Raw genomic sequence first — 25889 nt, 5'->3', positions numbered from 1 at the left:
ACTTTCATCTTCTCATAGAAGTTAAGCTTTTACAAAAATTGAAAAGGCTCGGTATTGACCTCAGATACATGTACTTCCGTAGAGTATCGGCCTTCTTCCAGCCGTTTGCGCATCCATTCTGCGGTTTTAGGCTTCATAATTTTCTCTGCGTTATGACCAGGGTCAATGATGGCAATGCCAGCCATAAGGGCATCCTGAGCCGTGTGATAGTCGATATCACCCGTTACTAATACGTCAGCCCCTTTAAAAATCGACTTGTTCACATAGCGGCTGCCAGAGCCTCCGAGTACGGCTGCTTTTTTGATTGTACGGTCCAGGTCGCCCACTACACGTACATGCTCAACGTTGAAGCCTTCTTTCACATCATTGACAAACTCGCGTAACGTGCGGGCTTCCTTGAGCTTCCCCACCCGTCCCAGGCCAGATGTGCGGCCCTGCAAATCCATATGGTACAGGTCATAGGCCACCTCTTCATAAGGATGAACTTTGAGCATCGCCTGGACAACTTTGTTGCGCACACCCTGTGGTACAACGGTCTCTATGCGTACCTCTTCGCTGCGTTCCATTTTACCTGGCTCACCCAAAAACGGCTGTGTGCCTTCACCCGGCACGAATGTTCCATAGCCATCAATGTTAAAGCTGCAATGGCTGTAATTGCCGATATGTCCGGCTCCCGCACCCAGTACGGCATCCAACACCCGTTGATGATGTGTTTTCGGTACGAAAACGACGAGCTTGAACAATTGCTCCGTGTGGACATCCTCCAGCGTACCTTCACTTTCAATGCCCAATGCTTCCGCCATCCAGTCGTTCATACCATCCTCTGCCGTATCCAAATTCGTATGACTGATGTAGACCGCTATATCATTCTTAATCAGCTTTTCATACAATCTGCCTGCAGGCTGATCCGTATTCAATGCTTTGAGTGGACGGAATATGATAGCATGATGCGCGATAATGAGGTCGGCCTTTACGCGGATCGCCTCTTCTATAACCTCATCATTGACATCCAGAGCTACCAGTATGTTTTTGATCTCTTTTTGCAGACTGCCAAGCTGAAGCCCGATTCTGTCGTCCGGAACTGCCAAATATTTTGGAGCCAACTGTTCCATATAGCTAATTACCGTTTGTCCTTTGGCAAACATGCAAGTACCTCCTGTAGCTGTTCAATTTGCTTACGTAATTGCTCCTGCTTTTGCTGCGCCGATTCCTGCTCTGACCGCGCCAACTGTGCAAGCACGTTCTGGAGCTTATGAATTTCCAGCTTCCATTTACGGAAAAACACTTCATTGGGTTCTCTGATCAGTAACGGTCCAAGCTGCTCCAGCCATTCCTGCGTCAATACTAGCGAGCTACCGGAAAGAGCTAACGGTCGGTATAGCTCGTCCTGCTTCACAGGGCTATCCGACAGGGGAATAGCCGTCAAAACTTCATATATTTTTCCGTCTTCTTCCATAATATGCTCGCCTGTCAATACCCATTGATGCTCGATCAGCCATCGGCGCAAAATATCCTCGCCTACGTTTGGTTGTAAAACAAGCTGCTTCACTGAATCCAACTTGTCTTTCCCCTGCTCCAAAATGGAAGCAATCAAGGCACCGCCCATGCCTGCTATCGTAATAACATCAACCTCATCGGCTGTAATTACGGCCAAGCCGTCGCCTTTTCTAACGGTTATGCGATCAGTCAGACCCGCTTCAGCGACCTGCTTTTGAGCCGCACGCAACGGCCCATCATTGACTTCGCCTGCCACAGCCTGGGTTACCAGACCGCTACGTACCGCGGCCACAGGGAGCAGCCCGTGGTCAGAGCCAATATCCGCTAATCTACTCCCGGCAGGAATTTGTTCCATAATATATTGTAATCGTTGAGAAAGCTTCATGACGTCACCCACGTAATCCATTTTTTTCGAGTCCAAAATAAAATTCCTACAACAATAGCCAACTTCAATAAGCCGTACAATACAACATCACCCGATGCTTGATGACGCAGCACGATCATGTCTGCTTCAGGCATGAAAACCAATGTCATTCCGATAGCAAAATAGACCGAAGCCAGACGTGAAAAGCGGCGATGTACCCACCAGCATAACCATACCAGCAATGCTGCATGCAAAACCCAAAATCCCTCCAGCATCACGTGAGAAGCCGTAGGCCAGTAACGCCCTATAAGAACTGCATATACCAAAAGCAGTGCAATAAAGCCACAGTAGCGAAGCAAGATGATACGCAAGGTTAAGCCCACAAGGCACCACACCAGCCCGCACAGACCGACAAGAACCAGAAACCAAAACTTGGGTTCACCCTGATGAAGCTGAATAATCCATACCCCTGAACCCAGCATAATCACACTGCCCAAGATACTCAGCATAGCGCTCATGCTCTTTTCTGAAGAACGCCAAACTGCAGCTACTCCATAGCAGATCCCGGTTACTGCACATGCCGAGAATATTTGCATTGCCAACGGAAAAGCGGTAAAATAAAAACCGATCAAACAAATGCAGGAAATAATGACAAAACCAAGAAGCCAGGCGATTCCATGCCCGTTTCTAAGATATGTAAGCAGCCCGGTGCTACTGTGGCTTTGGCTCTGTGACGGATTTTCGTCCTCTCGATAGAGATTAGACAAAAAATCGCAATATTGCTCAGGGAGCAGCCGACTTCGCCGCCAATGCTCAATTTCATGTAACAGTATTGCCCGTTTTTTCTCTTGGTCCAAGCTTTTCCCCTCCACCAAGGCTGCCATGGGATAAAAAAAGACCCTCTGCGCGCTCCAAGCCGCAGAAGGTCCGCAATGTCACGCTTCTATTCGAGGAAATCCTTCAGTCGCTTACTGCGGCTTGGATGGCGCAGCTTGCGGAGCGCTTTAGCCTCAATCTGACGAATACGTTCGCGTGTAACACCGAATACTTTACCCACTTCCTCAAGGGTTCTGGTTCTACCGTCGTCCAAACCAAAACGGAGACGCAATACGTTCTCTTCCCGTTCGGTCAACGTATCCAGTACATCCTCAAGCTGTTCCTTCAGAAGTTCATAGGCAGCCGCATCCGCAGGCGCCAGCGCTTCCTGATCCTCAATGAAATCCCCCAAATGTGAATCATCTTCTTCACCAATTGGTGTTTCCAATGAAACCGGTTCTTGGGCAATTTTCATAATTTCCCGAACTTTCTCCACACTCAGCTCCATCTCTGCAGCTACTTCTTCCGGCGTAGGTTCACGCCCCAGCTCTTGCAACAGTTGACGCGATACGCGAATCAACTTGTTGATCGTTTCCACCATATGCACGGGAATACGAATCGTTCTCGCCTGATCGGCTATGGCACGCGTAATGGCCTGACGAATCCACCAGGTCGCATACGTACTGAATTTAAATCCTTTTTCGTAATCAAATTTTTCTACTGCCTTAATCAGACCCATGTTACCTTCCTGAATCAGATCCAGGAAAAGCATTCCACGGCCAACATAACGCTTGGCAATACTTACAACCAGACGCAAATTCGCCTCTGCGAGTCGACGTTTGGCTTCTTCATCACCGTTGTTGATCCGTTTCGCCAGCCCCACCTCATCATCGGCGGAAAGAAGCGGTACACGGCCGATTTCTTTCAGGTACATCCGGACCGGATCATTGATTTTAATACCGGGAGGCAGGCTCAGATCGTCATCGTAGTTAAAGTCATCCCCGTCGTTATTTTCCGGGTCGTCGTTTGGACGCAATCTGGTAACTTCTTCGTCGTTGTCATTTACTACCTCAATCCCCAAGTCACCCAGTTGCTCATAAAACTCATCCATTTGCTCGGGGTCCTGATCAAACGACGATAGTTTTTCCATGATATCTTTGTAGTTCAGAGAGGAACTTTTTTTACCCAACTCAATCAATTGATCTTTAACCTGATCCAGTGTCAGTTCCGTCTCCAGTTCAGTATGCTGATCATTCGCCATCTTTCGACTCCCTCCTCCCTAGAAACATCCGACCTCTGTGTGTTCATTGTCTCTCTAGGGCTATAATCTCAATTACAATTTGTGCTGCGCGCAAAGCATCACCAGAACGCTCCGCGGCTCTCATTTCTTCTCTCTTCAAATCCAGTTGCTTCTGCAATGGAAATTTGCACACCTGCTGAATACAATCGTCCAATACGTGTGGCGATACATCTGGAGCATCCATCATCATAATCGAGCTTACGGTTTTCTCCAGACGGTCGTCTTGAAGAGAAGAAATAAATCGGCTCGTATCCGGTAATTTACCTTGTGCATAATAGGCGTATAGATAAGCAGCAATTGCTGCATGATCCTCAATATTAAAGGCATCCCCCAGATGCTTCTCCACATATTGTGCAGTTTCTGCATCCTGCATCATCCAGTGGAGTAATCTACGTTCCGCCACGTGATAAGCTGGCATGACATTTGGTTTTGCAATCTGCCCGTTTTTATGCCTACCATTATTCCACCGATTTTCGTTATTATCCCCAAAGTCCTGTTTTTTTTGCAGGGACTGTCGGAGTAAATTGCATTCTTGCTTTAAGGTTTCAAAATCCACCTTGACTTCGGCTGATACTTCGCGCAAATACACTTCCCGCTCGGTCGGGGATGACAGAGGTGCAATGACATTTAATGCTTCGCGGGAATACGCGATTCTTCCTTCTTCCTCTTGCAGTATATGGTTTTTTTTCAGATATATAAGCTTAAATTTCACCGTTGAAACGGCACTTTCGATAATTTGGCGCTGAAACCTTTCCCCGCCGTATTGCCGGATAAAATCATCCGGGTCCATACCGTCGCTGACCAGCGCTACCTTAACGTGAAGTCCCGCATTTTCCAGCAACGGAAAATTTTTGAGCGCAGCAGCTTGTCCTGCCCGGTCACCATCATAGCAAATAATGACCTCGTCGCACAGTCCCTTTAGCATTGTGGCATGATGCTCCGTCAAAGCTGTGCCCATAGCGGCCACCCCGTTCTGCACACCTGCTTCCCAAGCCGAGATGACATCACCGTATCCTTCAAAAAGAACACTCTGGCGAAGCTTGCGAATCGAATTCTTGGCATGGTGGAGATTGTACAGGGTCCGACTCTTGTTGAACAGCTTGGTTTCGGGTGAATTCAAATACTTGGGCTGTCCTTCACCCAGTATACGGCCCGCAAAGGCGATTACTTTTCCATTTCGATTCCAAATGGGAAACATAATGCGAGCCCTGAACCGATCCACATACCCATCCCCCTCATGTCGGGGAGAAATAAGCCCGCCCTTTTCCATCTCAACAGGATCGAAAGAACGCTTCTCCAGAAACTGGACGATCGTATCCCATCGGTTAGGGGCATAGCCAATTTGAAATTGATCAATGATCTTGTCAGTAAATCCCCGTGACCGCAAATACTCCATAGCCGGTTTGCCATGCTCCGTATTTTTAAGGAGAAAATGGTACATCTTAGATGTTAGCTCGTACGCTTGCAACAACCTGTCCAACTCAGGATGCTGATGCGTTGACTCACGTCCCTGCCATTCGCCGAGAGGGATATGACTTTCTTCCGCCATTGTTCTGACAGCTTCGGGAAAGGATAGTCCTTCGATTTCCATCATAAATTTGATGGCATTGCCTCCCGCGCCGCAGCCGTAGCAGTAAAAAATCTGACGATCCGGTGTCACGGTGAATGAAGGGGTTTTTTCGGAATGAAAAGGACAGAGCCCTTTCATATACTTCCCCTGCTTGGTCAAATGCACGTACTTGCTTACCGTATCTACGATATCATGATGCTGTAAAACCGACTCAATGATATCGTCCGGTATGTTGCCTTGTCCAGCACTCATGTTAACCACCTTCATCTCTTTAGCACGTAAATATAATTCGATACCGTTATTCATTCTCCTGCAAGCAGAGTAAAAGTTTTGTCAGTTTATGTTGAAAAACTTCACGATCCTCTGATGTAAACGGTTTAGGACCTTTTCCATAACGTCCTTTTTTCCTTTCCTTGGCAGAAGTGTGACGGCGGTCGAGCATAAAATCAATCGAATCGTTTCGATACATTGCTCCGCGAAATGACATAACCTCACAGCCTTTAGCCAAAGCAAGTGCCGCAAGACCGTAATCGTTGGTGGTTACAACGTCTCCCCGACGGATATGATTAGCAATATAGAGATCAGCGCTTTGGTCGCTACGGTCCACTTTTACGATGGTCACGCCTCCGCTGCCCTGGATAAGATGATCATACGAAGATACCATAATAACCTGAACTTGAAAACGGGAAGCTGTATCCGCAATTTCGCTTTTGACAGGACAAGCGTCTCCGTCGACAACGATCCGCACATCCGATAAACCCCCGGATATTCCCACAAGCATCCCCCATCTCCATCCGGATTCGAGTAAAATACGGAACGGCTGCAAGATCGCTCTTACACCGTTCCGTATATTTATACCCATTTTTTCAAGTTGTTCATACTATTACAGCTACGATTAGCCCACCAGTTTGGAAAAATCAGCAAAACGCTTCAGCTCTGTATCAATGGCGGCCAGCAATGCCAGACGATTATTACGAATCGCATCATTCTCAGCCATAACCATTACGGAATCAAAGAACGCTGTGATCGCAGGAGTAATGGACGAGGCAAGTTCTAAAGCTCGCGTGGCATCGCCTTCCTGCAATGCTGTAAGATAAGATTCATAAACGCCGTACCATGCTTCATATAGCGCTTTTTCACCCTGTTCCGTAAATTCATCCGTATTAACTGATGCATGAACAGCTTTTGCAGCTAAATTGCCTACGCGGTTAAACGACTCTACCGTTGCTTTAAAGGCATCTCCCGTTTGTACCCCATTCATCAGAGCAGCTCCGCGATTAACGACAGAAGCAACATCATCAAATCCGGCGGTAAGCACAGCGTCTACGACGTCATAACGAAGTGTCTCGGACAACAGCTTTTTCACCCGCAAACCGAAGAATTCATGTAACTCTTTACGAATTTCATCGGCAGAACGTTTCATATTTCCAAGGTTGTCGTGTACGTCAAGCGCAATATTGAACACATCAGACAAAGTTGCTGAAAGATTACGATCCAGCAAAATCTGCACAATACCTGCGGCCTGGCGACGAAGCGCATAAGGGTCCTGTGAGCCTGTCGGAATAATACCGATGGAGAAGCAGCCGGTAATCGTATCAATTTTATCAGCGATGCTGACAATAGCCCCTGCGTTCGTGGAAGGAACCGTTTCTCCGGCAAAACGCGGTTGATAATGTTCAAACACCGCTCTCGCCACTTCTTCCTTCTCTCCAGCCTTACGGGCATAGTCCTCACCCATAACCCCTTGCAGTTCCGGAAACTCATATACCATTTGCGTTACCAGATCAAACTTACAAATATCTGCTGCCCGGCTAACCGACTCCTGTGTATCGGGGGAAACCCGCAGCTTCTCAGCTAAAGCATCGGCAATGCGGCGAATCCGCCGTACCTTGTCTCCAACCGTACCCAATTCCTCGTGGAAAACGATACTTTCCAGCTTGGAGAGCGCATCCTTGATTTCCAGTCTCTGATCTTCCTCATAAAAGAATTTGGCATCAGATAGCCGTGCTCGCAATACTTTTTCGTTCCCTTTGGCGATCACATCCAGTGATTGACTTCCTCCGTTACGTACCGTAACAAAGTATGGCAACAGCTCTCCCTCACGATCCAGAACCGGGAAATAGCGTTGATGCTCACGCATAGAAGTAATCAGCACATCCTTGGGAATGTTGAGGAACGAAGGATCAAAGCCTCCGAACAGCACCGTCGGCGTTTCAACCAGATACAGCACTTCCTCCAGCAGATCATCCTTAACCGCGATCGTCCAGTCTTTTTCGGCAGCCAACGCTTCAATCTGCTTCACAATAATGGACTGACGTTCCGCAATATCTACGATAACATGCTGTTTGCGAAGTAACTCAACATAGTCAGCCGGGCTTTCTACAACAGTATCCTGTCCGAGAAAACGATGTCCTCTTGTGACATTTCCAGATTGAACCCCGGCAATTTCCAGGTTAACAATATCGTTGCCAAACAAGGCGATCAACCAGCGGATTGGACGAACAAACTTAAAGTCATAGCTGGCCCAACGCATGAATTTAGGAAAGGTCATAGCATGTAAAATATGCAACAGGCCTTCGGACAGCACTTCCGCTGTCGGTACGCCTATACTGCTCTTGGTCGCGTAAATATACTCCACGCCTCCAAGCTCCTTGAACGTAAACTGTTCAGGATCAACACCTTGGCTACGGGCAAAGCCGAGAGCAGCCTTGCTCCAATTACCGGCTTCGTCAAGTGCGATTTTGCGGGAAGGACCTTTGACTTCTTCGTTAATATCTTCCTGCTTTTCGGCTACTTCCTTAACCAGCACTGCCAGACGACGAGGAGTAGCATAAGCTTCTACATCACCATGAGCAATACGTGAGCTGTCCAACCATGCCGTCATACGCTCCTTTAACTGCTGAATCGCAGCAGGAATAAAACGGGCGGGCACTTCTTCCAAACCGATTTCAAACAGCAAATCCTTAGACATGTGCCGCACCTCCTCTCTTCAACAACGGGAAGCCCAGCTTCTCGCGTTCCTCCAGATAAGTTGCAGCCACCTGACGGGCCAAATTCCGTACACGCATAATAAATCCGGTTCGTTCCGTTACACTGATTGCACCACGGGCATCCAACAAGTTGAACGCATGAGAGCATTTCAATACATAATCGTAGGCTGGAAATACAAGATGCTGCGCCATGGCTTTATTCGCTTCTTCTTCATACATATTAAACAGGGTAAAAAGCATTTTGACATCAGATACTTCAAACGTATATTTAGAATGCTCAAATTCAGGCTGGTGGAAAACATCTCCATACGTGATGCCATTAACCCACTCAAGATCGAATACGTTCTCCTTGTCCTGAATGTAGGACGCAAGACGCTCCATACCATACGTAATTTCAACCGCAACCGGACTGGCATCGATACCGCCCACTTGCTGAAAATACGTGAATTGGGTAATTTCCATACCGTCCAGCCATACTTCCCAACCTAATCCCCATGCTCCCAGCGTTGGCGCTTCCCAGTTGTCTTCAACAAAGCGAATATCATGTTCCAGAGGATTAATACCAAGGCGGCTCAGGCTCTCCAGATACAATTCCTGAATGTTATCAGGCGATGGCTTCAAAACAACCTGAAACTGGTGATGCTGATACAGACGGTTCGGGTTCTCCCCATAACGACCATCTGCGGGACGGCGGGATGGCTCAACATAAGCTACGTTCCACGGCTCAGGTCCAATCGAACGTAAATACGTCATCGGGTTCATTGTGCCTGCCCCTTTTTCCGTGTCATACGGCTGTACAATAATACAGTTGTGCTCGGCCCAAAATTGTTGCAGTGTCAAAATCATCTGCTGAAAATTCATGGTACACCCTTCCCTTCCAAATTACCTCAAATGGTGGTGATCATTCTCATAAAGCTTCTATGTACAGGGCTGCCAACTTCCAACAAGCCTCGCCAGAGACAGCAAAAAGCCCCCGCCTCTACGCCTGTACAGACGTAGGGACGAGAGCTGACTCCCGCGGTTCCACCCTACTTGATTGCAGTCCTCCATCACCAGCCAGACCGTAATCCTCTTTTCCGTGTCCAATCAGATGCTCCCGAGTGCCTTGTTCACGAAGATTTCCCGCCAGGCTCACACCGTCCCCGGCTCGCTTACTCTAGAGAATAAACTCCGCTACTTTCTCGTTCAATGCCTCTGCTCCAGAAGGAGATATATAGTAGGATATTACACGTTTTCAGCAGCACAGTCAAGGGAGCAAGATGTTTCACATATCATATTTGTCGAGCTGATCCAGAAAGTTACGGGATTTCAGCTTGACCTCCAGCTGCATGTCCATGAACTGGCGCATGACATGTTTGATTTCCAGCTTGGTTGAGTCCTTCACGTCAATGTTGCCGAGTCGGTTTAGATCCATTCTTGCGAACAAACGTAACAGCTTCAACGTACGCGGTGTGACACTCAATGCAGCAGGATCAAAATGCTTGTAACTTCGACACAAGACCCCGCCCAGCCTCGGACTGATAAACATATCTTCATCAGCACACTGCTGTCCGCTGGAAATACAGGCATCAAGCTGGGGAGCATATCCGGCCGCCTGTAATATTTTAAATTCATAAATGCTCATGACGATCACCGGATCTTTTCCGCTCTCCAGCGCTTCCAGACATGCTTTAAGCTGCTTGAACCAAAAGGTGCCCGTTTCCTCATCATGTAGTACCCGGTCAAGCAACTCACAGGCATATGAGGCGTAAGCGGCCTTGGTAATATCCTCGCGCAGTGTATGGTGGGATTGGATAATTTCACCGGCATTCAACGTGCCTAAGCCGGTATTTCGAAAAAACACAAATTCACCATACGTAAACGGCTGCGTTAAAGCGGCATGACGGCTTTTGGGCTTCTTGGCTCCTCTGACCAGCACGCCTGCCTTACCGCCGCTTTCGGTGCAAAGCGTAATAATTTTGTTCCCCTCACCGTAATCCATGCTGCGGATGACGATTCCTTCCACCCTGTAAAGCATGCCTCTTCCCCCAAACATTCGCGAAGAAGCCAGTGGCTTGCACTATTCACGGGCTTCTTCATGCTCGTCCGACTCTCCTTCATCCGCGTCTTGTTCCCATGTCACGGCGCTCTCCCTGTATAACAGATACGCACCGACATCCCCAGTCATCGCAAAATACTTCCACGAAAAATCTCGCAATCGTATTCATCCTTTCTTCGGAAATGACGTTTGCATCTCAAAATTAGGATGATGCGAAGAGAGGTGAAGTATGCGATGAAATAAATGGATTGCGTTAAAAAAAGTGTGTTGCTGTAGGCGGTGCTGAGACGCTCCGCGAATGATTTGATCTTTCGCTCCGCTTCAGCTTGCATACAGTTACACAGCCTTTTTAAAAGCACTCCTTATTTCATGGCCGAAAATGAGGGTATGGGAAGAGCAAGAGTTAAGCGCCGCAAAGACGCGACGCTTAGAATTACCCAAGACAAAGAAACTTTACTTCCTGCCTGTGGTAGTGAATGGGTAGTCGGAACGGCTTTTATGGTGCTTAATGACCAAGCATATAGTTCTAACTAATTTAACGCTCAATTTTAAGATCCCTTTTAGGGGACAAAAGGTTGTGAAAAATAACATGTTTTTTAAGCGTCGCGGTGGAAGCCGAGGTCACGCAGTACACGATCCTGGTTACGCCAGTCTTTTTTGACCTTTACCCACAGCTCCAGGAAAATTTTGGAACCCAGCAGGTTTTGGATATCTATACGTGCCTGTTTGCCCACTTCTTTGAGCATGGCCCCCTGCTTACCGATAATGATACCCTTCTGAGAATCCCGTTCCACAAAAATGACTGCCATAATATGCACTACACCATTATCCTGCACTTTCATGTCTTCAATCATAACTGCAATAGAATGTGGTACTTCCTCACGCGTCATATGCAAAATCTTTTCCCGTATCAGCTCGGCAATAACGAACTGCTCAGGATGGTCGGTAATTTGGTCATCCGGGTAATATTGTGGACCTTCAGGCAAGTATTTCTGTACCTGCTCCAGCAGACGGTTCACATTGTTACCCATTTTAGCCGAGATCGGCACGATTTCCGCAAAGTCGTACAGCTTGCGGTATTGCTCAATCAGGGGCAGCAACGCTTCGGGCTCAATACGGTCAATTTTATTCAAAACCAGAATAACTGGCGTTTTTACCTGTTTTAGCTGTTCGGCAATAAAACGATCGCCTCCGCCTAATCCTTCAGAGGCATCAATAAGAAAAAGTACAGCCTCAACTTCGCCCAACGTATTAAAGGCTGTCTGATTCATGTAGTCGCCCAGTTTAGACTGGCGCTTATGAATGCCCGGTGTGTCCAAAAATACAATTTGCGTGTCCTCTGTAGTGAATACCCCATGTATTTTGTTACGTGTGGTTTGGGGCTTGTCTGACATGATGGCGATTTTCTGGCCGATGACATGGTTCATCAGAGTTGATTTTCCTACATTGGGTCTGCCGACAATCGCAACAAAGCCTGATTTAAAGTGTTTCTTAGCCATTTCGTTTCCTCCAGCACTATTAAGCGCCTATTTTTTTGGTTTTTGGGTTAGGTCTTTTCTATAGTATATGATTACAAAAATGTGTTTTTCCATTAAAAAAGCTGACTAATCAAGGTCAACAACGGCCTGTAAAACACAAATATACCAATAATTACAGCAAAAACCGCTGCCAGGAGCACGGCTCCGGCGGCGGTGTCTTTAGCCGCTTTGGCCAGCGGATGGATATCAGGCGAGATTAAATCTATCGCCGCTTCAACAGCAGTATTGATCAGCTCGGCTACAATCACCATGGCAATAGCCACAGAAACAAATAACCAATCGAGCCGGGAGATGCGCAGGCTTAAGCCTGCTGCGATGACGAGAAACGCCATGACCACATGTATCCGCATATTTATTTGCGTGCGCAGAGCATACATCACGCCTTCTGCGGCATAACGAAAGGTCATTCTCCAAGGCTGACGTCTCATTACCGTGTCAACCCCACTTGAGCCAGTACCGCCTCTTGCTTGCCCATCATTTCAGCTTCACTGGCTTCATCCTGATGATCATAGCCCAGCAAATGCAGAAAGCCGTGAACAAACAAAAATCCGATTTCACGCTCAATGGAATGACCGTACTCCTCACTTTGAGCCTGAGCTGTCTGCACGGAAATAATAATATCCCCCAGCACATCCGGCACATCGTCCAGCGGTCCTTCGTTATCCAGCTCATAGATGATTTCAAGCTCTTCATCCAGTGCTTCCTTCATGGCAAATGACAGCACATCGGTTGGACGATCGATTCCGCGATAATCCCTGTTCAGTTCATGGATTTGCTCGTCATTCACGAAAGTGAGGGCAACCTCACCGTCCGTCACCCCTTCCACCTTGCCTGCTTCCTCCAATAGAGTGTTCAGCAAACCAATCAAGGATTCATGGATTACCATATCATTTTGTTCATTATTCCAAGCTAATTGAAGGCTCATGCCAACCGCTCCTTTTAATTCTAATGCTCCAGCCGCACTTCATGCACAAGCCTATTATGCTTTCCCGTTCTCAGGCTTTGGTCTATCTTCGGGATATTCAATCCGGGAATGGAAAGTTCCCATCACGGTTTCTTTAAGAGTTTGAGCCACAATATCAAGCTCCCGCATCGTTAGCTCACAATCGTTGAACTGGTGATCATCCAGACGACTTTTGATAATTTTTTCAATCATCGACTCCACCTGATCCACCGTCGGCTTCCGCAGGGAACGAACTGCTGCTTCCACACTATCGGCAATCCCGACTACAGCAGCCTCCTTGGACTGGGCTTTTGGCCCAGGATAGCGAAAATCATCCTCGGTAAAATCCGGCTCTACGCCCTGCTCTTCCGCCTCACGTAGCGCCTTGTGATAAAAATAGTGCAAAAATGTCGTTCCGTGATGCTGCTCGGCAATATCACGAATCGGCTTTGGCAGCTTGTAATCCAATTGCATTTCCACACCGTCACGGGCATGGGCAATAATGATGGACTTACTCAGCTTTGGCTCTATTGTATCATGCGGATTGTCCATGCCATTCTGATTTTCAATGAAGTACGAAGGGCGCTTTGTTTTACCAATGTCATGATAATACGAACCAACCCTGCACAACAAGCCGTTAGCGCCTATAGCTTCCGCCGCAGCCTCTGACAGATTACCTACCATTACGCTATGGTGATACGTACCCGGTGTCTCCGTAAGCAGCTTGCGCAGTAGCGGATGATTCGGGTTAGACAGCTCAACCAGTTTCAGCGCTGACAAAATGCCAAAGGTAGACTCAAAAAATGGCATAAGCCCAATCACAAGTATCGCTGTAATTAAACCACCCGCAAAAGCAAAAGCTACCGCATAGAGCGTCGTTGTTTGAGTCCAGTTGCTCTGGTCGATCAGCGCCAGAGTAAAGACGGACATAGAGCCGAACAGGCATACCATAATCGCTCCCTTGAACAGCGTGGAACGCTGACTGGCTCGATGCGTTGAGAAAATTGCCGCAAGACAAACTACAAGGGCAAAAAAGCCAAAGTTAAAATCAAAAATTTGTCCTTGCCGGACATTCAAAATGACACTTGCCAATATACTGAATATAACGGCACAAACGAACGCCAGCGACATATCGAGCAACAGCGTTACGAGCATGGCTCCAAGCGCGATAGGCGCAAGATAGCCGAGATAAGACCGTTCACTGTCCTGCAATATGGCGGTTAACATCATTGCGCCCACCGTGATTACAAAAATCAGTACTAGCATGAGCAATTGTGCATTGTTATACTTGAAACGGCGCGTTCGTGATTGGAACTGGCGAATATACATAAACAGACCCAAGGCCAGCATCGCAGACAGCATCAACAGGCCAAATTGCGGCCAATAGTTGATCTTGTCCTTTAGCAGCTCGTTCTCATCCAGTAAGGTATAAATTTCCTGGGTAATAATCTCGCCTTTCTTGACGAGCACTTCACCCTGTTTGATATAGACTGTTGGTGTATCTTCACGAGCCTGTACCCTGGCATCCTTCGTAGCTGTATCATCATAAAACTTGTTGGCCGTAATCACAAGCCTTGCAAGCTCCTGAACAACTTCACGGGAGGTGCGCTTGGTAAGCGTACTCGTACTGACCCGCTCGGCCACTTTGGCCCGGGCTGTTTGTGCATCCGTAATCTGATCGTTCATCAATCCGGTCACGATTTCACGCGCTACCGGCCGCATCTCGGCAACATCCTCGGACGTGAGACGCGGAATTTTGATAAAGGTTTCCTCCGGAATCCGATATGTTTGCTCTTTTGTTTTTTGCAGTACTTCATCCAACAGCTTTTCCGGGTAAGCATCCGCGTTACGGCTATTGTTTACAAAATTTTGCACAAATTCCCGCGCACGCTGAGGAATTTCATCCTTGTAAATGGAAATTTTATCGGATCTGGAAACCTGATCGTCCTGATTGAGCCGTTCAATTCGGTCCAGAATACCCGTAATCAGGTTATCGTTGCGAATCGGTACAATCGTATACATGGGCTGTACCCGTTCAGCAGACTCTTCCTGAGCCTTTAACGTCGCTTTGCTATTGGGGAGCTGCATGGGAGCCACAATTTCCTTTTCACTCGGCTGGTTTACCCGAATGTCATAGCGCTCGGGAAGCAGCTTGGACGCAAAACCTACGTAAAAAAGAACCACTAAAAATAAAAACAGAAGATAGCGTGTCGCCACGCTATACTTCCATCCACTCATTCTATGCTGGAACGTTTTGCCCTTAGACAATTCCTTCGAGGTCATCTAAAACAATCCCTCTCCATCATCTTTTTCAAGACAGCTACGCTGCTTATTTTCATACTTCTGATAGCTCCACATTCGTGATATGAAGGCTTATCCCTGATTTTCGGCAACCTGGTCGTAAGCCACGATGATTTTCTGAACCAGAGAATGACGGACAACATCCTCTTGTGCAAAATGTACGAAGCCTATTTCCTCAATTCCCTGTAAAATCGTATTCGCTTCAATCAGACCGGATTTTTTGCCACGAGGCAAATCAATTTGCGTAACATCACCGGTGATGACCATTTTGGAGCCAAAGCCCAGTCGGGTCAAAAACATTTTCATTTGCTCCGGCGTGGTGTTTTGCGCTTCATCCAAAATAATGAACGAATCGTCCAGCGTCCGTCCCCGCATGTAGGCCAGCGGCGCAATTTCAATCAACCCGCGCTCCAGTGCCTTTGCTGTCTGCTCCGGTCCCATAACATCGTACAACGCGTCATACAACGGGCGCAGATACGGATCAACCTTTTCCTGCAAATCCCCTGGCAAAAAGCCCAGATTCTCGCCTGCTTCCACCGCAGGACGGGTCAATACAATTCGCTTGACCGAGCCTTCCTTCAGGGCAGCTACCGCCAGCACCACAGCCAAATACGTTTTACCTGTACCCGCCGGGCCAATTCCAAATACGATATCACGTTTTTTTATCGTGGTTACATAGTGCTTTTGTCCAATCGTTTTGACACGAATCGGCTTGCCACGGAAGGTGGTCGTGATTTCTCCCTTGAACAGATCGAGCAATTGATCGGCACGTAAATCTTTTGCCAATTCAATCGCATAATGGACGTCTCTTTCGGTCAGGATATATCCATTACGAATTAACTGGAGCAGTACATCGAACAATTGTTCGAGCACTTCCACCTCATGGGCGTTGCCAAAAATATTAATTTCCGCCTCACGGGAATCCATTTTTGCGGGAACAGCCGCTTCAATCAATTTTAAAAAGGAATCCTGCGGGCCGAACAGCGCCTGTCCTTCTCCCGCATTGTTCAATGCAATTTGTATGCTGCGTTGTTGTTCTGCCAAATAGCCTCATTCTCCTTGGTTATGAACTAGTGGAAGTTCTTCCGCAATATTCTGTTCCACTTCAAAAAGCACTTTCATATAAACTTTACCATTCTCTCTCTTCTCATGCAAAATTTTTTGGCTCATTATTTTCGTTCCTTTGCCGTATTTGGCTAAAATATCGGCTCGTGCCCCTTCTATTCCCCTATTTTGGGCTTCTGCTTCCGTAAGCTTATCCTCATGTATCTTTGTCTCCCTTACGCTTTCGGTCATCCAACCGACGGGAAGACGGAAGGAGCGCCACGTCAGCGGGTCATGCTCAACTGTGGTTTTATGCGCGGAATAAGGGATTTTTCCATATCCCCATAACTGCACCGCGTGGTTGCCCAGCACCAGATACAGGCGGTCGTGACTGTTTCCAGTATATGTGCTGCTGCGTCGCACCGTCGGACTGCTAATTTCGTACTCATGCCACACGAGGCCCTTAATCTCCCCCTTGGCTACGACCTGCTGCTGATTTTCCTCATCTCCGAGCGTTCCTGAGATAAGTATGGCTCCTTTTTTGACACGTGTATTTTTATGCACGACAGGACGACCCTGCTCGGCAAAAATTTCAGTGACTACCGCATCTGCATTGCTGATGAGATGACGCGGACTGTAGAGCTGCGCAGGAGTAGGCTGTGAGGCTTCAACGACCTGAATCGTCACCGAAGTACCCTGCTTATCTACGCCGATCCAGGATGCCTCAGGGAGCTTCTGCATGAGTGCACGCGAAAGCTTGTCCTGACTGGAAACACGGAAGCTCCATTGAAACGGATACAGCCCCTCCTGACGGGCAGCTTTGAGTACAGCTTCCGTTGTGAGCTTGTCATTCCCCTTTACTTCAACGTTCCAGATGAGCGAGGACATCAGGAACAGGCCTACCCAGAATACAGCCAGTCCAACCAGAAAAAATTTGCGTTTGGCAAGCCGCGCAACGGTAAAGGGAATTCCCTGTCGCTTCAAAATATGCATTTTGCAGCCTGTCCTTCTCAGAAGCGGACGCAGCAGGAAGACGTGCGGCAGCAGAAGGTTCATTTCTGCATGTCTTGTACCTATCGGGCGCACGTTCCAAACAGGTATTTGATGCTCAGTCAGCAGATTAATGAAAGCTTCCACGCTCTCGCCCTTGACGGCAAGGGTAACCGTGCCACGCAGCTTTGTTAAAGCGGGATGTTTCATGAGCCTTCCTCCGTTCCTTCCAATTGGATACCCGTAATGTGTCCTTCCACACTGACCTGATCAGGCATAATAGATGTGATGACAAGCCCATGCCCCGTCACCCGCAACCTGCCTTGCGCCAGCGCAAGTACTAGCCGATCCGGCGTGAAGTCCACGACGCCCCGGTGATTCTCCACATAAAGCTGGCGGCTGCCAATGAGAGTTAACCGCGGCAGGTCAAATAGAATGTCCTGCGGAAGTTCCAGCGTCTCACTGGCCCACTTTCGCAGTTTGCGGCTCATCCGGCTCATACGAGGGAATCTCCTTTCCTGTCATAAAAACAATTGTTATCCAACGGCTAATAATTGTTTTTATGGCAGCTACGCTGCTGATTTTCTTCTCCTGTTATTTCCATCCAGTGGATCATAGTCATTTTCATGGCAGCTACGATGCTTTTTTATAAATTGCCGATGCCGCTTAGATATGGGCGTCATTACACCAGCGCCACAGATATCTGTACTGTACACTTTATGATCCAGCCGCCATATTTATGAAACGAAACTAACAATTCATCGTAGCCCTGATTTTGCATAGCAAGAGTCTGGATACTTGCACAATGCAAAATGAAAAAGACAACCCCGATTCAAGCATCGAAACGAGATTGTCTTTTCCTGATTTTATAGAGTCATTCTGTTATTTTTCGGAATCATGATTCAAAAGAGAGTTTTTTCTGGAATATAGAAAATAAACGGCCAGACCTATAACGAGCCAAATCAGAAAACGGATAAACGTTTGGCTATGTAAATTCAGGATGAGCGCCCCACACGAAATAATAGCCAAAATCGGAATATAAGGCATTTTGCCTCTGTATTTTTTTCGAAAGTTCAGTATTAAACTAGACACAATGACAGATTTTTTGCTTACAAATGACGTAAGAAAACCTTGCTACTACTGGGTTTATGACATCTTATGTAAGTTCATAAGGGTATTTTCTGCTAAACTGATTTCTATTCTGGACTGGCCTATGTATTAGCAAAAAAATAGTCCGCCACCAGCTAAAGCCAGGGCGGACTAAACCATTCATGCAAACTGCTCAAATAGAACGATAACAGCTCTTGTCTTTTTAACGTCTTCCTCCACCCATATAACGCTTGGAACGCGGAGGACCCAGTATTTCTGCCCAGATCACGCCTCTCCGCAGGTCAGCCGCAGTTACTGTACTACGCTCCTGCGAAGCTCCCTCTGAGGCATCTGTAATCTCTCCCGACTCCCTCGCATTGGATATGCGGTCGAGACGTGCCAAAACCGATCTACGCTCTTCTTCCATGGCCCGGATTCGATCCTCCAGAGTAGAACCGTTATCCAGGGAATCCCGATTCGTCTGTTGCTCTGTTTCCGTCCAATCATTCATTTGTTCTTCCATACGCCGAGCTTCCATAACTACACGTCGTTCATCAGGAAACTGACGCTGCAATTCTCCGGCAGTATCCTGCCTTTGCGGCTGACGTTGCTCCTGTCTGTGTTCCGTAGAGAAAGGTCCGGAGGGTGATGAAGGACCGCGAGAGCCGTGGTCGCCACCAAATGTAGGCATACCCTTTCCCGGCGGCGCTTTTCTCTCTGTGCTTTTCATGCTTTTGCCCAAAAAAGACACCAACGCAAAGCCGATCACAATCAGGATATACAAATGCTCAAAAATCCAGCTGATAAAGTTCATAACTCACCGCCTTGCTGCCGTAATTCACCGGCTATATCCCGTTGTTAATCCCGGTTTTTGTTGTCATTTCCCGAGTTTTCATTTGGTTTGCCCAAGGAGCCGCGCATTTGCGTATCTGCCTCAATGTTTTTCAAATTCATATAATCCATAACGCCGAGTTTTCCACCACGCAGCGCCTCAGCCAACGCCAGCGGCACTTCGGATTCGGATTCAACCACACGCGCTCTCATCTCTACGACACGTGCCTTCATTTCCTGCTCCTGAGCCACGGCCATTGCACGCCGTTCTTCCGCTTTCGCCTGCGCAATCCGTTTATCGGCTTCCGCCTGCTCGGTTTGCAGGAAGGCACCAATATTCTTGCCTACATCAATGTCCGCAATATCGATGGACAAGATTTCAAACGCCGTTCCGGCATCCAGACCTTTGGACAGCACCGTTTTCGAAATGGAATCCGGGTTCTCCAGCACATCCTTATGCGAATTACTGGAGCCGACAGTCGTAACGATCCCTTCACCGACCCGCGCAATAATGGTTTCTTCTCCGGCACCTCCGACGAGTCGATCAATGTTGGCACGCACTGTAACACGAGCCTTAACCTTTACTTCGATACCATCCTTGGCTACCGCAGCGACAGTAGGTGTCTCGATGACACGCGGATTAACGCTCATTTGGACCGCTTGAAGAACATCCCGACCCGCAAGATCAATCGCAGCTGCGCGTTCAAATTCGAGCGGAATGTTGGCCCGCTGCGCAGCAATCAGCGCATTGATCACTCGGTCTACATTACCACCCGCCAGAAAATGACTTTCCAGCTGGTTGATGTTTAAGCCCAGACCAGCCTTGGTTGCCTTAATCAGTGGATTCACAATCCGGCTTGGCGTTACACGCCGTAACCGCATAGCTACCAGTGTAATGATGCTAATCCGCACCCCTGACGCCAACGCTGAAATCCACAGCATCACCGGGAAAAAACTGAAAAATACGCTTAACACAATAATCACTACAACGGCAATCAGCAAAACGCTGACAATACCCGATTCGAACACTCACATCATCCTCCATTAATCTAATTCTTCGTTTGTTTTCGCGTTTTAGACGCTGGTGTCCGCCTTGACCACAATGCGTCCACCTTCTACTTTGGATACGATAATGGGCATATCCGTAGCGATAAACTCGCCGTTCGTCACGACGTCCACACGTTCGTCAGCGATAAGCACGGTTCCTGCTGGACGAAGCGGTGTCAGACTCACACCTCTTTGTCCCAATAGCAATTCCCGATTCACTACCGAAGAAAAGCCCTGGTCAGCCGTCAAGCTTTCTTTAAGTATAAAACGGTTCCATATTCCCCGATCCTTGAAAGCAATCCCTATGATCGCCACCACAGCAACGGCAGCAGCAAAGGCTATACCCAATGATATAAAAGCATGCTGCATGTTGTAGGCCGCGCGAACAACTCCGGCGACAAGACTGATGGAACCCAAAATACCCAAAATACCAAAGCTTGGAATGAACATTTCAAGTATAAGCAAAGCCAGACCGATGATAAACAACAGCCACGTCTCGGAGCCTGCAAAGCCAGCAATATAATTGCCGAAAAAGTACAATCCAAATCCGAGCACACCTAGAATTCCCGGCACTCCAAAGCCCGGTACGATTAGTTCAATGACAACCCCCGCGATACCGATAAATAAAAGCAATGTCTGCACAATCGGGTTGGTCAATATCTCGGCTGCTTTTTCAGCCCATGTCCGCTCCACATGAAATACATCATCCGTGCTATAGCCCATCCATTGAATAACTTCTTGTTCTGAAGAGGCAATGTGATCCGCATAACCCAGCTTAAGCGCTTCCTCACTGGTTAAAGAAATGATCTGACCTTTTTCTTTATTAAAGTTCAGCTCCGGTATAGCTACAGAAATTTTGGAGTCTACCATACCTCTCGCAATATCCGGGTTACGTCCGCCGGATTCTGCGGCAGATGCCATGCTGCTCTTCCACCAAGCCACTGTTTTCGGGTCAGTGATAGCCTGCCCACTGCCGTCTACCAGCGCTGCTGCTCCAATAATGCTGCCCGGCTTCATGACAATTTTGTCTGCACTTAACGCAATATAGCTTCCCGCAGAGGCCGCTTCGCCTCTTACATAGGCAACCGTCGGAATCGTGCTGTCTTTAATCAGCTTGCCCAGCTTTTCCGCTGTGTCTACCCGTCCGCCTGGCGTATTAATATCCAGCACAATGAGGCCCGCTTTGGACTCCGCCGCTTCTGCAAAGCCGCGTTCCATAAAGCTGCCCAGTCCCTGTTCAATTTCCTGATCCACCGGTATAACGAACACAGCACCGCCTTTCACAGCGGCCGCCGCTGATCCCGAATGGAATAATGGCAACAGCAAAACGGATATCATGATCCACATGGTCCAAAAGATCATTTTGCGGCTGGAGTGGTGATGTTCTCTATGCATTACTCTCCCCCCTTTCGATCTTTCTATGTTACAGCATATCAAATTTTGTCAGGTAAACCATACAATTTTCAGGATTTATTGTGAAATTCTTGAGTATGCTGCTATCCTGATGGCTGTCATGTACTTTACGCACCCAATGGACATCACGTTTCAAATGATTATAGATAACGCTTACAAAAAAAGTTCTCCTTATACTATCAGCCTATGACAAACGAGGCAGATACAGAAATAACACCCTCTGTAAACAGAGGGTGTTGCGCTTTCCTGTTTGTCGCAGGTTTATTGCAGAAATTGCTGAACCGCTTGGTTCACGAGCTTACCGTCAGCGCGGCCTTTTACCTTAGGCATCAAGGCCGTCATTACTTTCCCCATCTCGGCTTTCGAAGAAGCACCGGTTTCCTGGATGGTCTGCTGTACAATAACTTTAATTTCTTCTTCAGAAAGTTGTTCGGGAAGGTACTGAGCGATGATCTCTATTTCTGCTTTAGTGCTTGTCGCAAGTTCATCACGACCGGCTTTTTCAAATTCATGGAGGGCATCTTTTCGCTGTTTGATCTCACGACTCAGAATATCAAGCACTTCGTTGTCGTCCAAATCCCGTTTCAAATCTATTTCAAGATTTTTAATCGTAGAACGAACCATTCGAATGGTGGAGAGTTTGAACTTGTCCTTACTCTTCATTGCTTGCTTCATATCTTCGTTCAATCGTTCGCTCAAATTCATGATTGCTTAGATCCTCCTAGAACTTTCTCTTACGAGCAGCCTCGGACTTTTTCTTGCGCTTTACGCTTGGCTTTTCATAATGCTTGCGTTTCTTCACCTCAGCCAATACGCCATCCTTAGCAATGGAACGTTTAAAGCGACGAAGTGCAGCATCAATTGTCTCGTTTTTGCGAACTTTAGTTTCAGACACCAGTTTTCCCTCCCTCCGACCAGACCGTCCAAGAGCAATAACACGGTTCATCAAATTTTATTATAGGTGAAACGGAAACCGGGTGTCAACCTATAAGAAAAAATGAATAAATAATGGATACATATTTCTCCATTCACGCCGTATTACTGAAAGACAAGCACTGTCATTTTTAAGAATGTGAGTCCGAAATACCCGTCAAGGCACCCAATGGGGCACCGCCCAACAGATGATAATGTAGATGTCCAACCGCTTGCCCGCTATCCGGACCGCAGTTGTTAATCAACCGGTAACCCGATTCAGCAACACCCAGTTTTTTCGCCACCTCAACCGCAACACGATGAATCTCCGCAATCAAAGGCAGATCCTCCTCTGTCACAGCATTCATTGAAGGAATATATTTCTTCGGAATAATGAGCACGTGTACTGGCGCCGCAGGCTGGATGTCATGAAATGCGAGCACATTGTCGGTTTCCAGCACTTTTTTGCTGGGGATGGTTCCATCCACAATTTTCAAAAACAGATCGTCCATTCAAAACCCTCCTTTGGCAGTGAGCCGATCATCAGGTTCGAAAGTGCAGAACCCATGCTCTCGGCAATCAAAGTTATGTATTTCCCCACAACCGAATTGAACATATACAGTTATGGTTTGTTATACCTATGTTTCTATATGTATCATAACGGAAAAAGGGGCTTAATACCAGTTCCCTCTCCCCGCTTCCTCTATAATAGCTTTTACCCCTTCATCAATTTGATCCGGCTGAGCACGCGAAATACTGATGCGTAAAAACTTTTCGTGTTCCTTATAATCGGATAAATAAAATCCTTTACCGGATACCACCAGCACCTTCCTCACGGCAAGACGCTGTACCAAACGCTCCATGTTCACCGTCCGGGGTAGCTTCAACTGCATATACACTCCCGAGCTTACAGCCGACACTTCAATCACGCCGTCCTGATTATATCGCTCTACTGCCTGGTTTAAAATGCGAATGCGTTCCGCATACAGGCTGCATATCGTGTGCTTGTGGCGTTCATACATTCCATTTTTAATATAAATATCGAGTGCGGCCTGAGATAAAATGGAGGTGTCGACGTATCTTTTGTATGCGCTGAACGTCTTTAACAGGATTTCCGGCAAAACCACCACGCCTAAGCGCAAGCCTGGGAAAATGATTTTCGAGAAGCTTTTTAAATAAATAACATGGTCTGTCTGATCGTACGCATATATAGGATCGAACAGGTGGTCGATCCCCAAATCAGCCATGTAATCATCCTCCACGATGAACACATCGTATTTGGCAGCTAATACGGCTATAGCCTTGCGTTCCTCTGTGTTGTAGGAGGTCCCAGTGGATTATGATATCTTGACATGGTATAAAAAACTTGATGCTCCCGTTCTTAAATTGGTTCTCCAATTCCTGCAAATCCATACCTGCCGCAGTTCTGGCGATGGTGCTGACGGGTATACTCTCTCCCTCCAGAAAACGCAAATAAATATCGTAGCTCGGCTGCTCCACCAAAACCGTCCTTTTGCCGTTTGGAAACGGCATTTTTGCAAGGATTTCCAGTGCCTGCTGAACACCAGAAGTGACGATAATCCGCTCCATTTTTGCAAATACCTGATTATCGGCCAAGTGAGAAACGAGCGTATGACGCAATGTCTCCAGTCCTTGCGAATCTCCGTAGGTGAACAGATGATATTTGTACGTATCAATAGCCTGATTCAGACAGTGCTGAAAGTCCAGATACGGAAATACGTTTAAATCCGGGGAGGCCGAAGCAAAATCAATCGAGGCCTGAATATGGCTATGGCTATGACGCAAATCTCCGGAGTTCTCCACCACATAATATCCGCTTTGCGGAATGGAATAAATGGCGTGCTTCTTTTCAAGTTCGGCATATGCCCGCAAAATCGTGCTTTTGCTGCACTGGTACAATTCTGAAGCATCCCGGATAGAAGGCAGCTTTTGACCCGAGCTGTATTGCCCTTCACGGATTTTAAGCTCTATATCCAATAGAATCGAAATATATTTTTCACAATGATCCTCCTGCCTGCTTATTTCATTTTCTATTTCTGCTACTTCTTTATACGGTTGATATTAACATGCTTTATGGATAATAAGGATGCCCCATTTCATAAAATTGTACCGATACAGTTATGATAATTTGATATCCCACAGACTCGTCCATTGTTGTACCTTTAGTTCATCGGAGAGGACGTTCACAAACATGGTCCCGAAGCATGAAAGAGAGGTAGGCAACTTATGGACACCCAAACCAAAGGATTAAAACTGGCTTATTTCTTTGCGGTGCTGAATGCTGCAATTATTGGATTTTCGTTTTTATTTACTAAAATGGCACTAGTGCATGCCCATCCGATCGATACGCTGACTTATCGGTTTGCGGCTTCTTTTATAGTCCTGTCCATTCCGGTGGCCTTGGGGTGGATCAAGCTGTCTTATCGGGGCAAACCCTTATTTAAAGCACTGCTGCTGGCTCTAATGTACCCATTGGGTTTTTTCACCCTACAAGCATTTGGATTACAGCACGCAACTTCCGCCGAGGGAGGTATTATGTATGCCTTCACACCCGTTGTAACAATGATCATTGCTTCCCTATTTTTAAAAGAAACAACGACCCTTTTACAGAAGCTGTCGATCTTTTTATCTGTTTTCGGCGTTGTGTTCATCTTTATCATGAAAGGAAGCAGCTTTAACTTGTCCAATTTGGGCGGGCTCTCCATGCTCTTCCTGACGTGTGTAGCGTTTGCCGGATACAGCGTTTTGGCACGCTCTCTTTCGAAGCATTTTAGTCCGGCGGAAATCAGTTACTTTATGATGGGCATCGGATTTATTACATTTCTGGCCATATCGATCACTAACCATATTCAAAGTGGGACACTGGGCACATTTGTAGGCTTGTCCAGCAACGGTACCTTTGTACTGTCCATTATATATCTTGGCGTGGTGGCCTCGCTTATCACTTCACTGACTGCAAATTATGCTTTGTCGAAAATAGAGGCGTCAAAAATGAGCGTATTTACCAATCTGTCGACCATCGTGTCTATCGCAGCCGGGGCTTTGTTTATTGGAGAAAAGATAACAGTGTATCATCTGATTGGCTCACTACTGATTATAGCCGGGGTGATCGGAACCAATTATTTGGGCCGGAAAAAGACAGTACCGCTTCGTGCAGATACGCTTAAGACGTAATCACTCTTAGA

Annotated in this window: 25 protein-coding genes and 2 pseudogenes; 1 reads left to right on the top strand and 26 read right to left on the bottom strand. The window is 47.2% G+C overall.

All coding sequences use genetic code 11. From position 1 onward, the window contains the following. Positions 1–29: 29 nt before the first annotated feature. The 26 genes and pseudogenes from ASL14_RS21965 to ASL14_RS21845 form a co-directional block, all read right to left on the bottom strand. Positions 30–1145 carry a Nif3-like dinuclear metal center hexameric protein gene (locus tag ASL14_RS21965; protein ID WP_134913457.1) on the bottom strand — a complete coding sequence of 372 codons (1116 nt, stop codon included), beginning with the start codon at positions 1143–1145 and terminating at the stop codon, positions 30–32. After that, complete coding sequence (locus ASL14_RS21960) at positions 1121–1882, bottom strand: tRNA (adenine(22)-N(1))-methyltransferase (RefSeq protein ID WP_134913456.1); 762 nt, start codon at positions 1880–1882, stop codon at positions 1121–1123. Before ASL14_RS21960 ends, ASL14_RS21965 begins: the two co-directional genes overlap by 25 nt. Then, positions 1879–2718 (bottom strand): hypothetical protein, encoded by an 840-nt coding sequence (locus ASL14_RS21955; protein WP_134913455.1) that lies wholly within the window; start codon positions 2716–2718, stop codon positions 1879–1881. The genes ASL14_RS21960 and ASL14_RS21955 overlap by 4 nt, the downstream gene beginning before the upstream one ends. 86 nt (positions 2719–2804) lie before the next feature. Beyond that, a complete protein-coding gene (rpoD, locus tag ASL14_RS21950; RefSeq protein WP_134913454.1) occupies positions 2805–3938 on the bottom strand; it encodes an RNA polymerase sigma factor RpoD in 1134 nt (377 codons plus the stop codon). A gap of 43 nt (positions 3939–3981) precedes the next feature. Further along, positions 3982–5853 (bottom strand): DNA primase, encoded by a 1872-nt coding sequence (gene dnaG / locus ASL14_RS21945; protein WP_189338198.1) that lies wholly within the window; start codon positions 5851–5853, stop codon positions 3982–3984. Beyond that, complete coding sequence (locus ASL14_RS21940) at positions 5846–6328, bottom strand: YaiI/YqxD family protein (RefSeq protein WP_134913452.1); 483 nt, start codon at positions 6326–6328, stop codon at positions 5846–5848. The genes dnaG and ASL14_RS21940 overlap by 8 nt, the downstream gene beginning before the upstream one ends. Positions 6329–6442: 114 nt before the next feature. Continuing rightward, positions 6443–8518 carry a glycine--tRNA ligase subunit beta gene (gene glyS, locus ASL14_RS21935; protein WP_134913451.1) on the bottom strand — a complete coding sequence of 692 codons (2076 nt, stop codon included), beginning with the start codon at positions 8516–8518 and terminating at the stop codon, positions 6443–6445. Continuing rightward, a complete protein-coding gene (glyQ, locus tag ASL14_RS21930; protein ID WP_134913450.1) occupies positions 8511–9398 on the bottom strand; it encodes a glycine--tRNA ligase subunit alpha in 888 nt (295 codons plus the stop codon). Before glyQ ends, glyS begins: the two co-directional genes overlap by 8 nt. Before the next feature lie 118 nt (positions 9399–9516). Further along, on the bottom strand, positions 9517–9672 hold the full coding sequence (locus tag ASL14_RS27510) for a hypothetical protein (protein ID WP_161797151.1): 156 nt from the start codon (positions 9670–9672) through the stop codon (positions 9517–9519). Positions 9673–9801: 129 nt separating this feature from the next. After that, entirely contained in the window at positions 9802–10554 is a 753-nt protein-coding gene (gene recO, locus ASL14_RS21925) for a DNA repair protein RecO (RefSeq protein ID WP_134913449.1), read from the bottom strand. Positions 10555–10596: 42 nt separating this feature from the next. After that, on the bottom strand, positions 10597–10734 hold the full coding sequence (locus ASL14_RS21920; RefSeq protein WP_134913448.1) for a YqzL family protein: 138 nt from the start codon (positions 10732–10734) through the stop codon (positions 10597–10599). A gap of 437 nt (positions 10735–11171) precedes the next feature. Beyond that, positions 11172–12074 (bottom strand): GTPase Era, encoded by a 903-nt coding sequence (gene era, locus ASL14_RS21915; RefSeq protein WP_134913447.1) that lies wholly within the window; start codon positions 12072–12074, stop codon positions 11172–11174. Positions 12075–12166: 92 nt separating this feature from the next. Then, positions 12167–12541, bottom strand: a complete 375-nt coding sequence (locus ASL14_RS21910; RefSeq protein ID WP_134913446.1) for a diacylglycerol kinase family protein — start codon at positions 12539–12541, stop codon at positions 12167–12169. After that, positions 12541–13038 carry an rRNA maturation RNase YbeY gene (gene ybeY, locus ASL14_RS21905; RefSeq protein ID WP_134913445.1) on the bottom strand — a complete coding sequence of 166 codons (498 nt, stop codon included), beginning with the start codon at positions 13036–13038 and terminating at the stop codon, positions 12541–12543. Before ybeY ends, ASL14_RS21910 begins: the two co-directional genes overlap by 1 nt. A gap of 54 nt (positions 13039–13092) precedes the next feature. Beyond that, a complete protein-coding gene (locus tag ASL14_RS21900) occupies positions 13093–15339 on the bottom strand; it encodes an HD family phosphohydrolase (protein ID WP_134913444.1) in 2247 nt (748 codons plus the stop codon). Positions 15340–15429: 90 nt separating this feature from the next. Then, entirely contained in the window at positions 15430–16401 is a 972-nt protein-coding gene (locus ASL14_RS21895; protein ID WP_134913443.1) for a PhoH family protein, read from the bottom strand. Positions 16402–16407: 6 nt separating this feature from the next. After that, the gene (yqfD, locus tag ASL14_RS21890; protein WP_134913442.1) at positions 16408–17601 is read right to left on the bottom strand and encodes a sporulation protein YqfD; all 1194 of its coding nucleotides are present in this window, start codon (positions 17599–17601) and stop codon (positions 16408–16410) included. After that, a complete protein-coding gene (gene yqfC / locus ASL14_RS21885) occupies positions 17598–17891 on the bottom strand; it encodes a sporulation protein YqfC (RefSeq protein ID WP_134913441.1) in 294 nt (97 codons plus the stop codon). Before yqfC ends, yqfD begins: the two co-directional genes overlap by 4 nt. Positions 17892–18273: 382 nt before the next feature. Then, positions 18274–18438, bottom strand: a pseudogene (locus tag ASL14_RS21880) (amino acid permease C-terminal domain-containing protein); the annotation flags it as partial. Positions 18439–18703: 265 nt separating this feature from the next. After that, complete coding sequence (locus ASL14_RS21875) at positions 18704–19294, bottom strand: hypothetical protein (RefSeq protein WP_044645085.1); 591 nt, start codon at positions 19292–19294, stop codon at positions 18704–18706. 44 nt (positions 19295–19338) lie between these two features. Continuing rightward, positions 19339–20340, bottom strand: a complete 1002-nt coding sequence (gene floA, locus ASL14_RS21870) for a flotillin-like protein FloA (RefSeq protein WP_134913440.1) — start codon at positions 20338–20340, stop codon at positions 19339–19341. 45 nt (positions 20341–20385) lie between these two features. Next, positions 20386–21753, bottom strand: a complete 1368-nt coding sequence (locus ASL14_RS21865; RefSeq protein ID WP_134913439.1) for an NfeD family protein — start codon at positions 21751–21753, stop codon at positions 20386–20388. 279 nt (positions 21754–22032) lie between these two features. Next, positions 22033–22476 (bottom strand): GatB/YqeY domain-containing protein, encoded by a 444-nt coding sequence (locus ASL14_RS21860; protein WP_013311146.1) that lies wholly within the window; start codon positions 22474–22476, stop codon positions 22033–22035. Positions 22477–22492: 16 nt separating this feature from the next. After that, entirely contained in the window at positions 22493–22666 is a 174-nt protein-coding gene (gene rpsU / locus ASL14_RS21855; protein ID WP_005547957.1) for a 30S ribosomal protein S21, read from the bottom strand. A gap of 169 nt (positions 22667–22835) precedes the next feature. Further along, positions 22836–23195 (bottom strand): histidine triad nucleotide-binding protein, encoded by a 360-nt coding sequence (locus ASL14_RS21850; protein ID WP_134913438.1) that lies wholly within the window; start codon positions 23193–23195, stop codon positions 22836–22838. A 162-nt stretch (positions 23196–23357) separates the two neighbouring features. Continuing rightward, positions 23358–24726, bottom strand: a pseudogene (locus ASL14_RS21845) (aminotransferase-like domain-containing protein). 204 nt (positions 24727–24930) lie between these two features. Between ASL14_RS21845 and ASL14_RS21840 the strand changes: the two are divergent. Then, positions 24931–25878: a DMT family transporter gene (locus ASL14_RS21840; RefSeq protein ID WP_134913437.1), complete on the top strand. Its 948-nt coding sequence runs from the start codon at positions 24931–24933 to the stop codon at positions 25876–25878. Positions 25879–25889 lie beyond the last annotated feature (11 nt).

Origin of the sequence: Paenibacillus sp. IHB B 3084 (genome assembly GCF_001447315.1) — a bacterium.
Taxonomy (GTDB): domain Bacteria; phylum Bacillota; class Bacilli; order Paenibacillales; family Paenibacillaceae; genus Paenibacillus.
This window is presented reverse-complemented; position numbering and strand designations above follow the sequence as displayed.

What these genes read in the sequence shown, in the direction of transcription:
- ASL14_RS21965 (WP_134913457.1), bottom strand. Translation starts at nt 1,145, where the DNA reads ATGTTTGCCAAAGGACAAACGGTAATTAGCTATATGGAACAGTTGGCT.
- ASL14_RS21960 (WP_134913456.1), bottom strand. Translation starts at nt 1,882, where the DNA reads ATGAAGCTTTCTCAACGATTACAATATATTATGGAACAAATTCCTGCC.
- rpoD (WP_134913454.1), bottom strand. Translation starts at nt 3,938, where the DNA reads ATGGCGAATGATCAGCATACTGAACTGGAGACGGAACTGACACTGGAT.
- dnaG (WP_189338198.1), bottom strand. Translation starts at nt 5,853, where the DNA reads ATGAATAACGGTATCGAATTATATTTACGTGCTAAAGAGATGAAGGTG.
- ASL14_RS21940 (WP_134913452.1), bottom strand. Translation starts at nt 6,328, where the DNA reads ATGCTTGTGGGAATATCCGGGGGTTTATCGGATGTGCGGATCGTTGTC.
- glyS (WP_134913451.1), bottom strand. Translation starts at nt 8,518, where the DNA reads ATGTCTAAGGATTTGCTGTTTGAAATCGGTTTGGAAGAAGTGCCCGCC.
- glyQ (WP_134913450.1), bottom strand. Translation starts at nt 9,398, where the DNA reads ATGAATTTTCAGCAGATGATTTTGACACTGCAACAATTTTGGGCCGAG.
- recO (WP_134913449.1), bottom strand. Translation starts at nt 10,554, where the DNA reads ATGCTTTACAGGGTGGAAGGAATCGTCATCCGCAGCATGGATTACGGT.
- era (WP_134913447.1), bottom strand. Translation starts at nt 12,074, where the DNA reads ATGGCTAAGAAACACTTTAAATCAGGCTTTGTTGCGATTGTCGGCAGA.
- ASL14_RS21910 (WP_134913446.1), bottom strand. Translation starts at nt 12,541, where the DNA reads ATGAGACGTCAGCCTTGGAGAATGACCTTTCGTTATGCCGCAGAAGGC.
- ybeY (WP_134913445.1), bottom strand. Translation starts at nt 13,038, where the DNA reads ATGAGCCTTCAATTAGCTTGGAATAATGAACAAAATGATATGGTAATC.
- ASL14_RS21900 (WP_134913444.1), bottom strand. Translation starts at nt 15,339, where the DNA reads ATGACCTCGAAGGAATTGTCTAAGGGCAAAACGTTCCAGCATAGAATG.
- yqfD (WP_134913442.1), bottom strand. Translation starts at nt 17,601, where the DNA reads ATGAAACATCCCGCTTTAACAAAGCTGCGTGGCACGGTTACCCTTGCC.
- yqfC (WP_134913441.1), bottom strand. Translation starts at nt 17,891, where the DNA reads ATGAGCCGGATGAGCCGCAAACTGCGAAAGTGGGCCAGTGAGACGCTG.
- ASL14_RS21875 (WP_044645085.1), bottom strand. Translation starts at nt 19,294, where the DNA reads ATGAACTTTATCAGCTGGATTTTTGAGCATTTGTATATCCTGATTGTG.
- ASL14_RS21865 (WP_134913439.1), bottom strand. Translation starts at nt 21,753, where the DNA reads ATGCATAGAGAACATCACCACTCCAGCCGCAAAATGATCTTTTGGACC.
- ASL14_RS21860 (WP_013311146.1), bottom strand. Translation starts at nt 22,476, where the DNA reads ATGAATTTGAGCGAACGATTGAACGAAGATATGAAGCAAGCAATGAAG.
- ASL14_RS21850 (WP_134913438.1), bottom strand. Translation starts at nt 23,195, where the DNA reads ATGGACGATCTGTTTTTGAAAATTGTGGATGGAACCATCCCCAGCAAA.
- ASL14_RS21840 (WP_134913437.1), top strand. Translation starts at nt 24,931, where the DNA reads ATGGACACCCAAACCAAAGGATTAAAACTGGCTTATTTCTTTGCGGTG.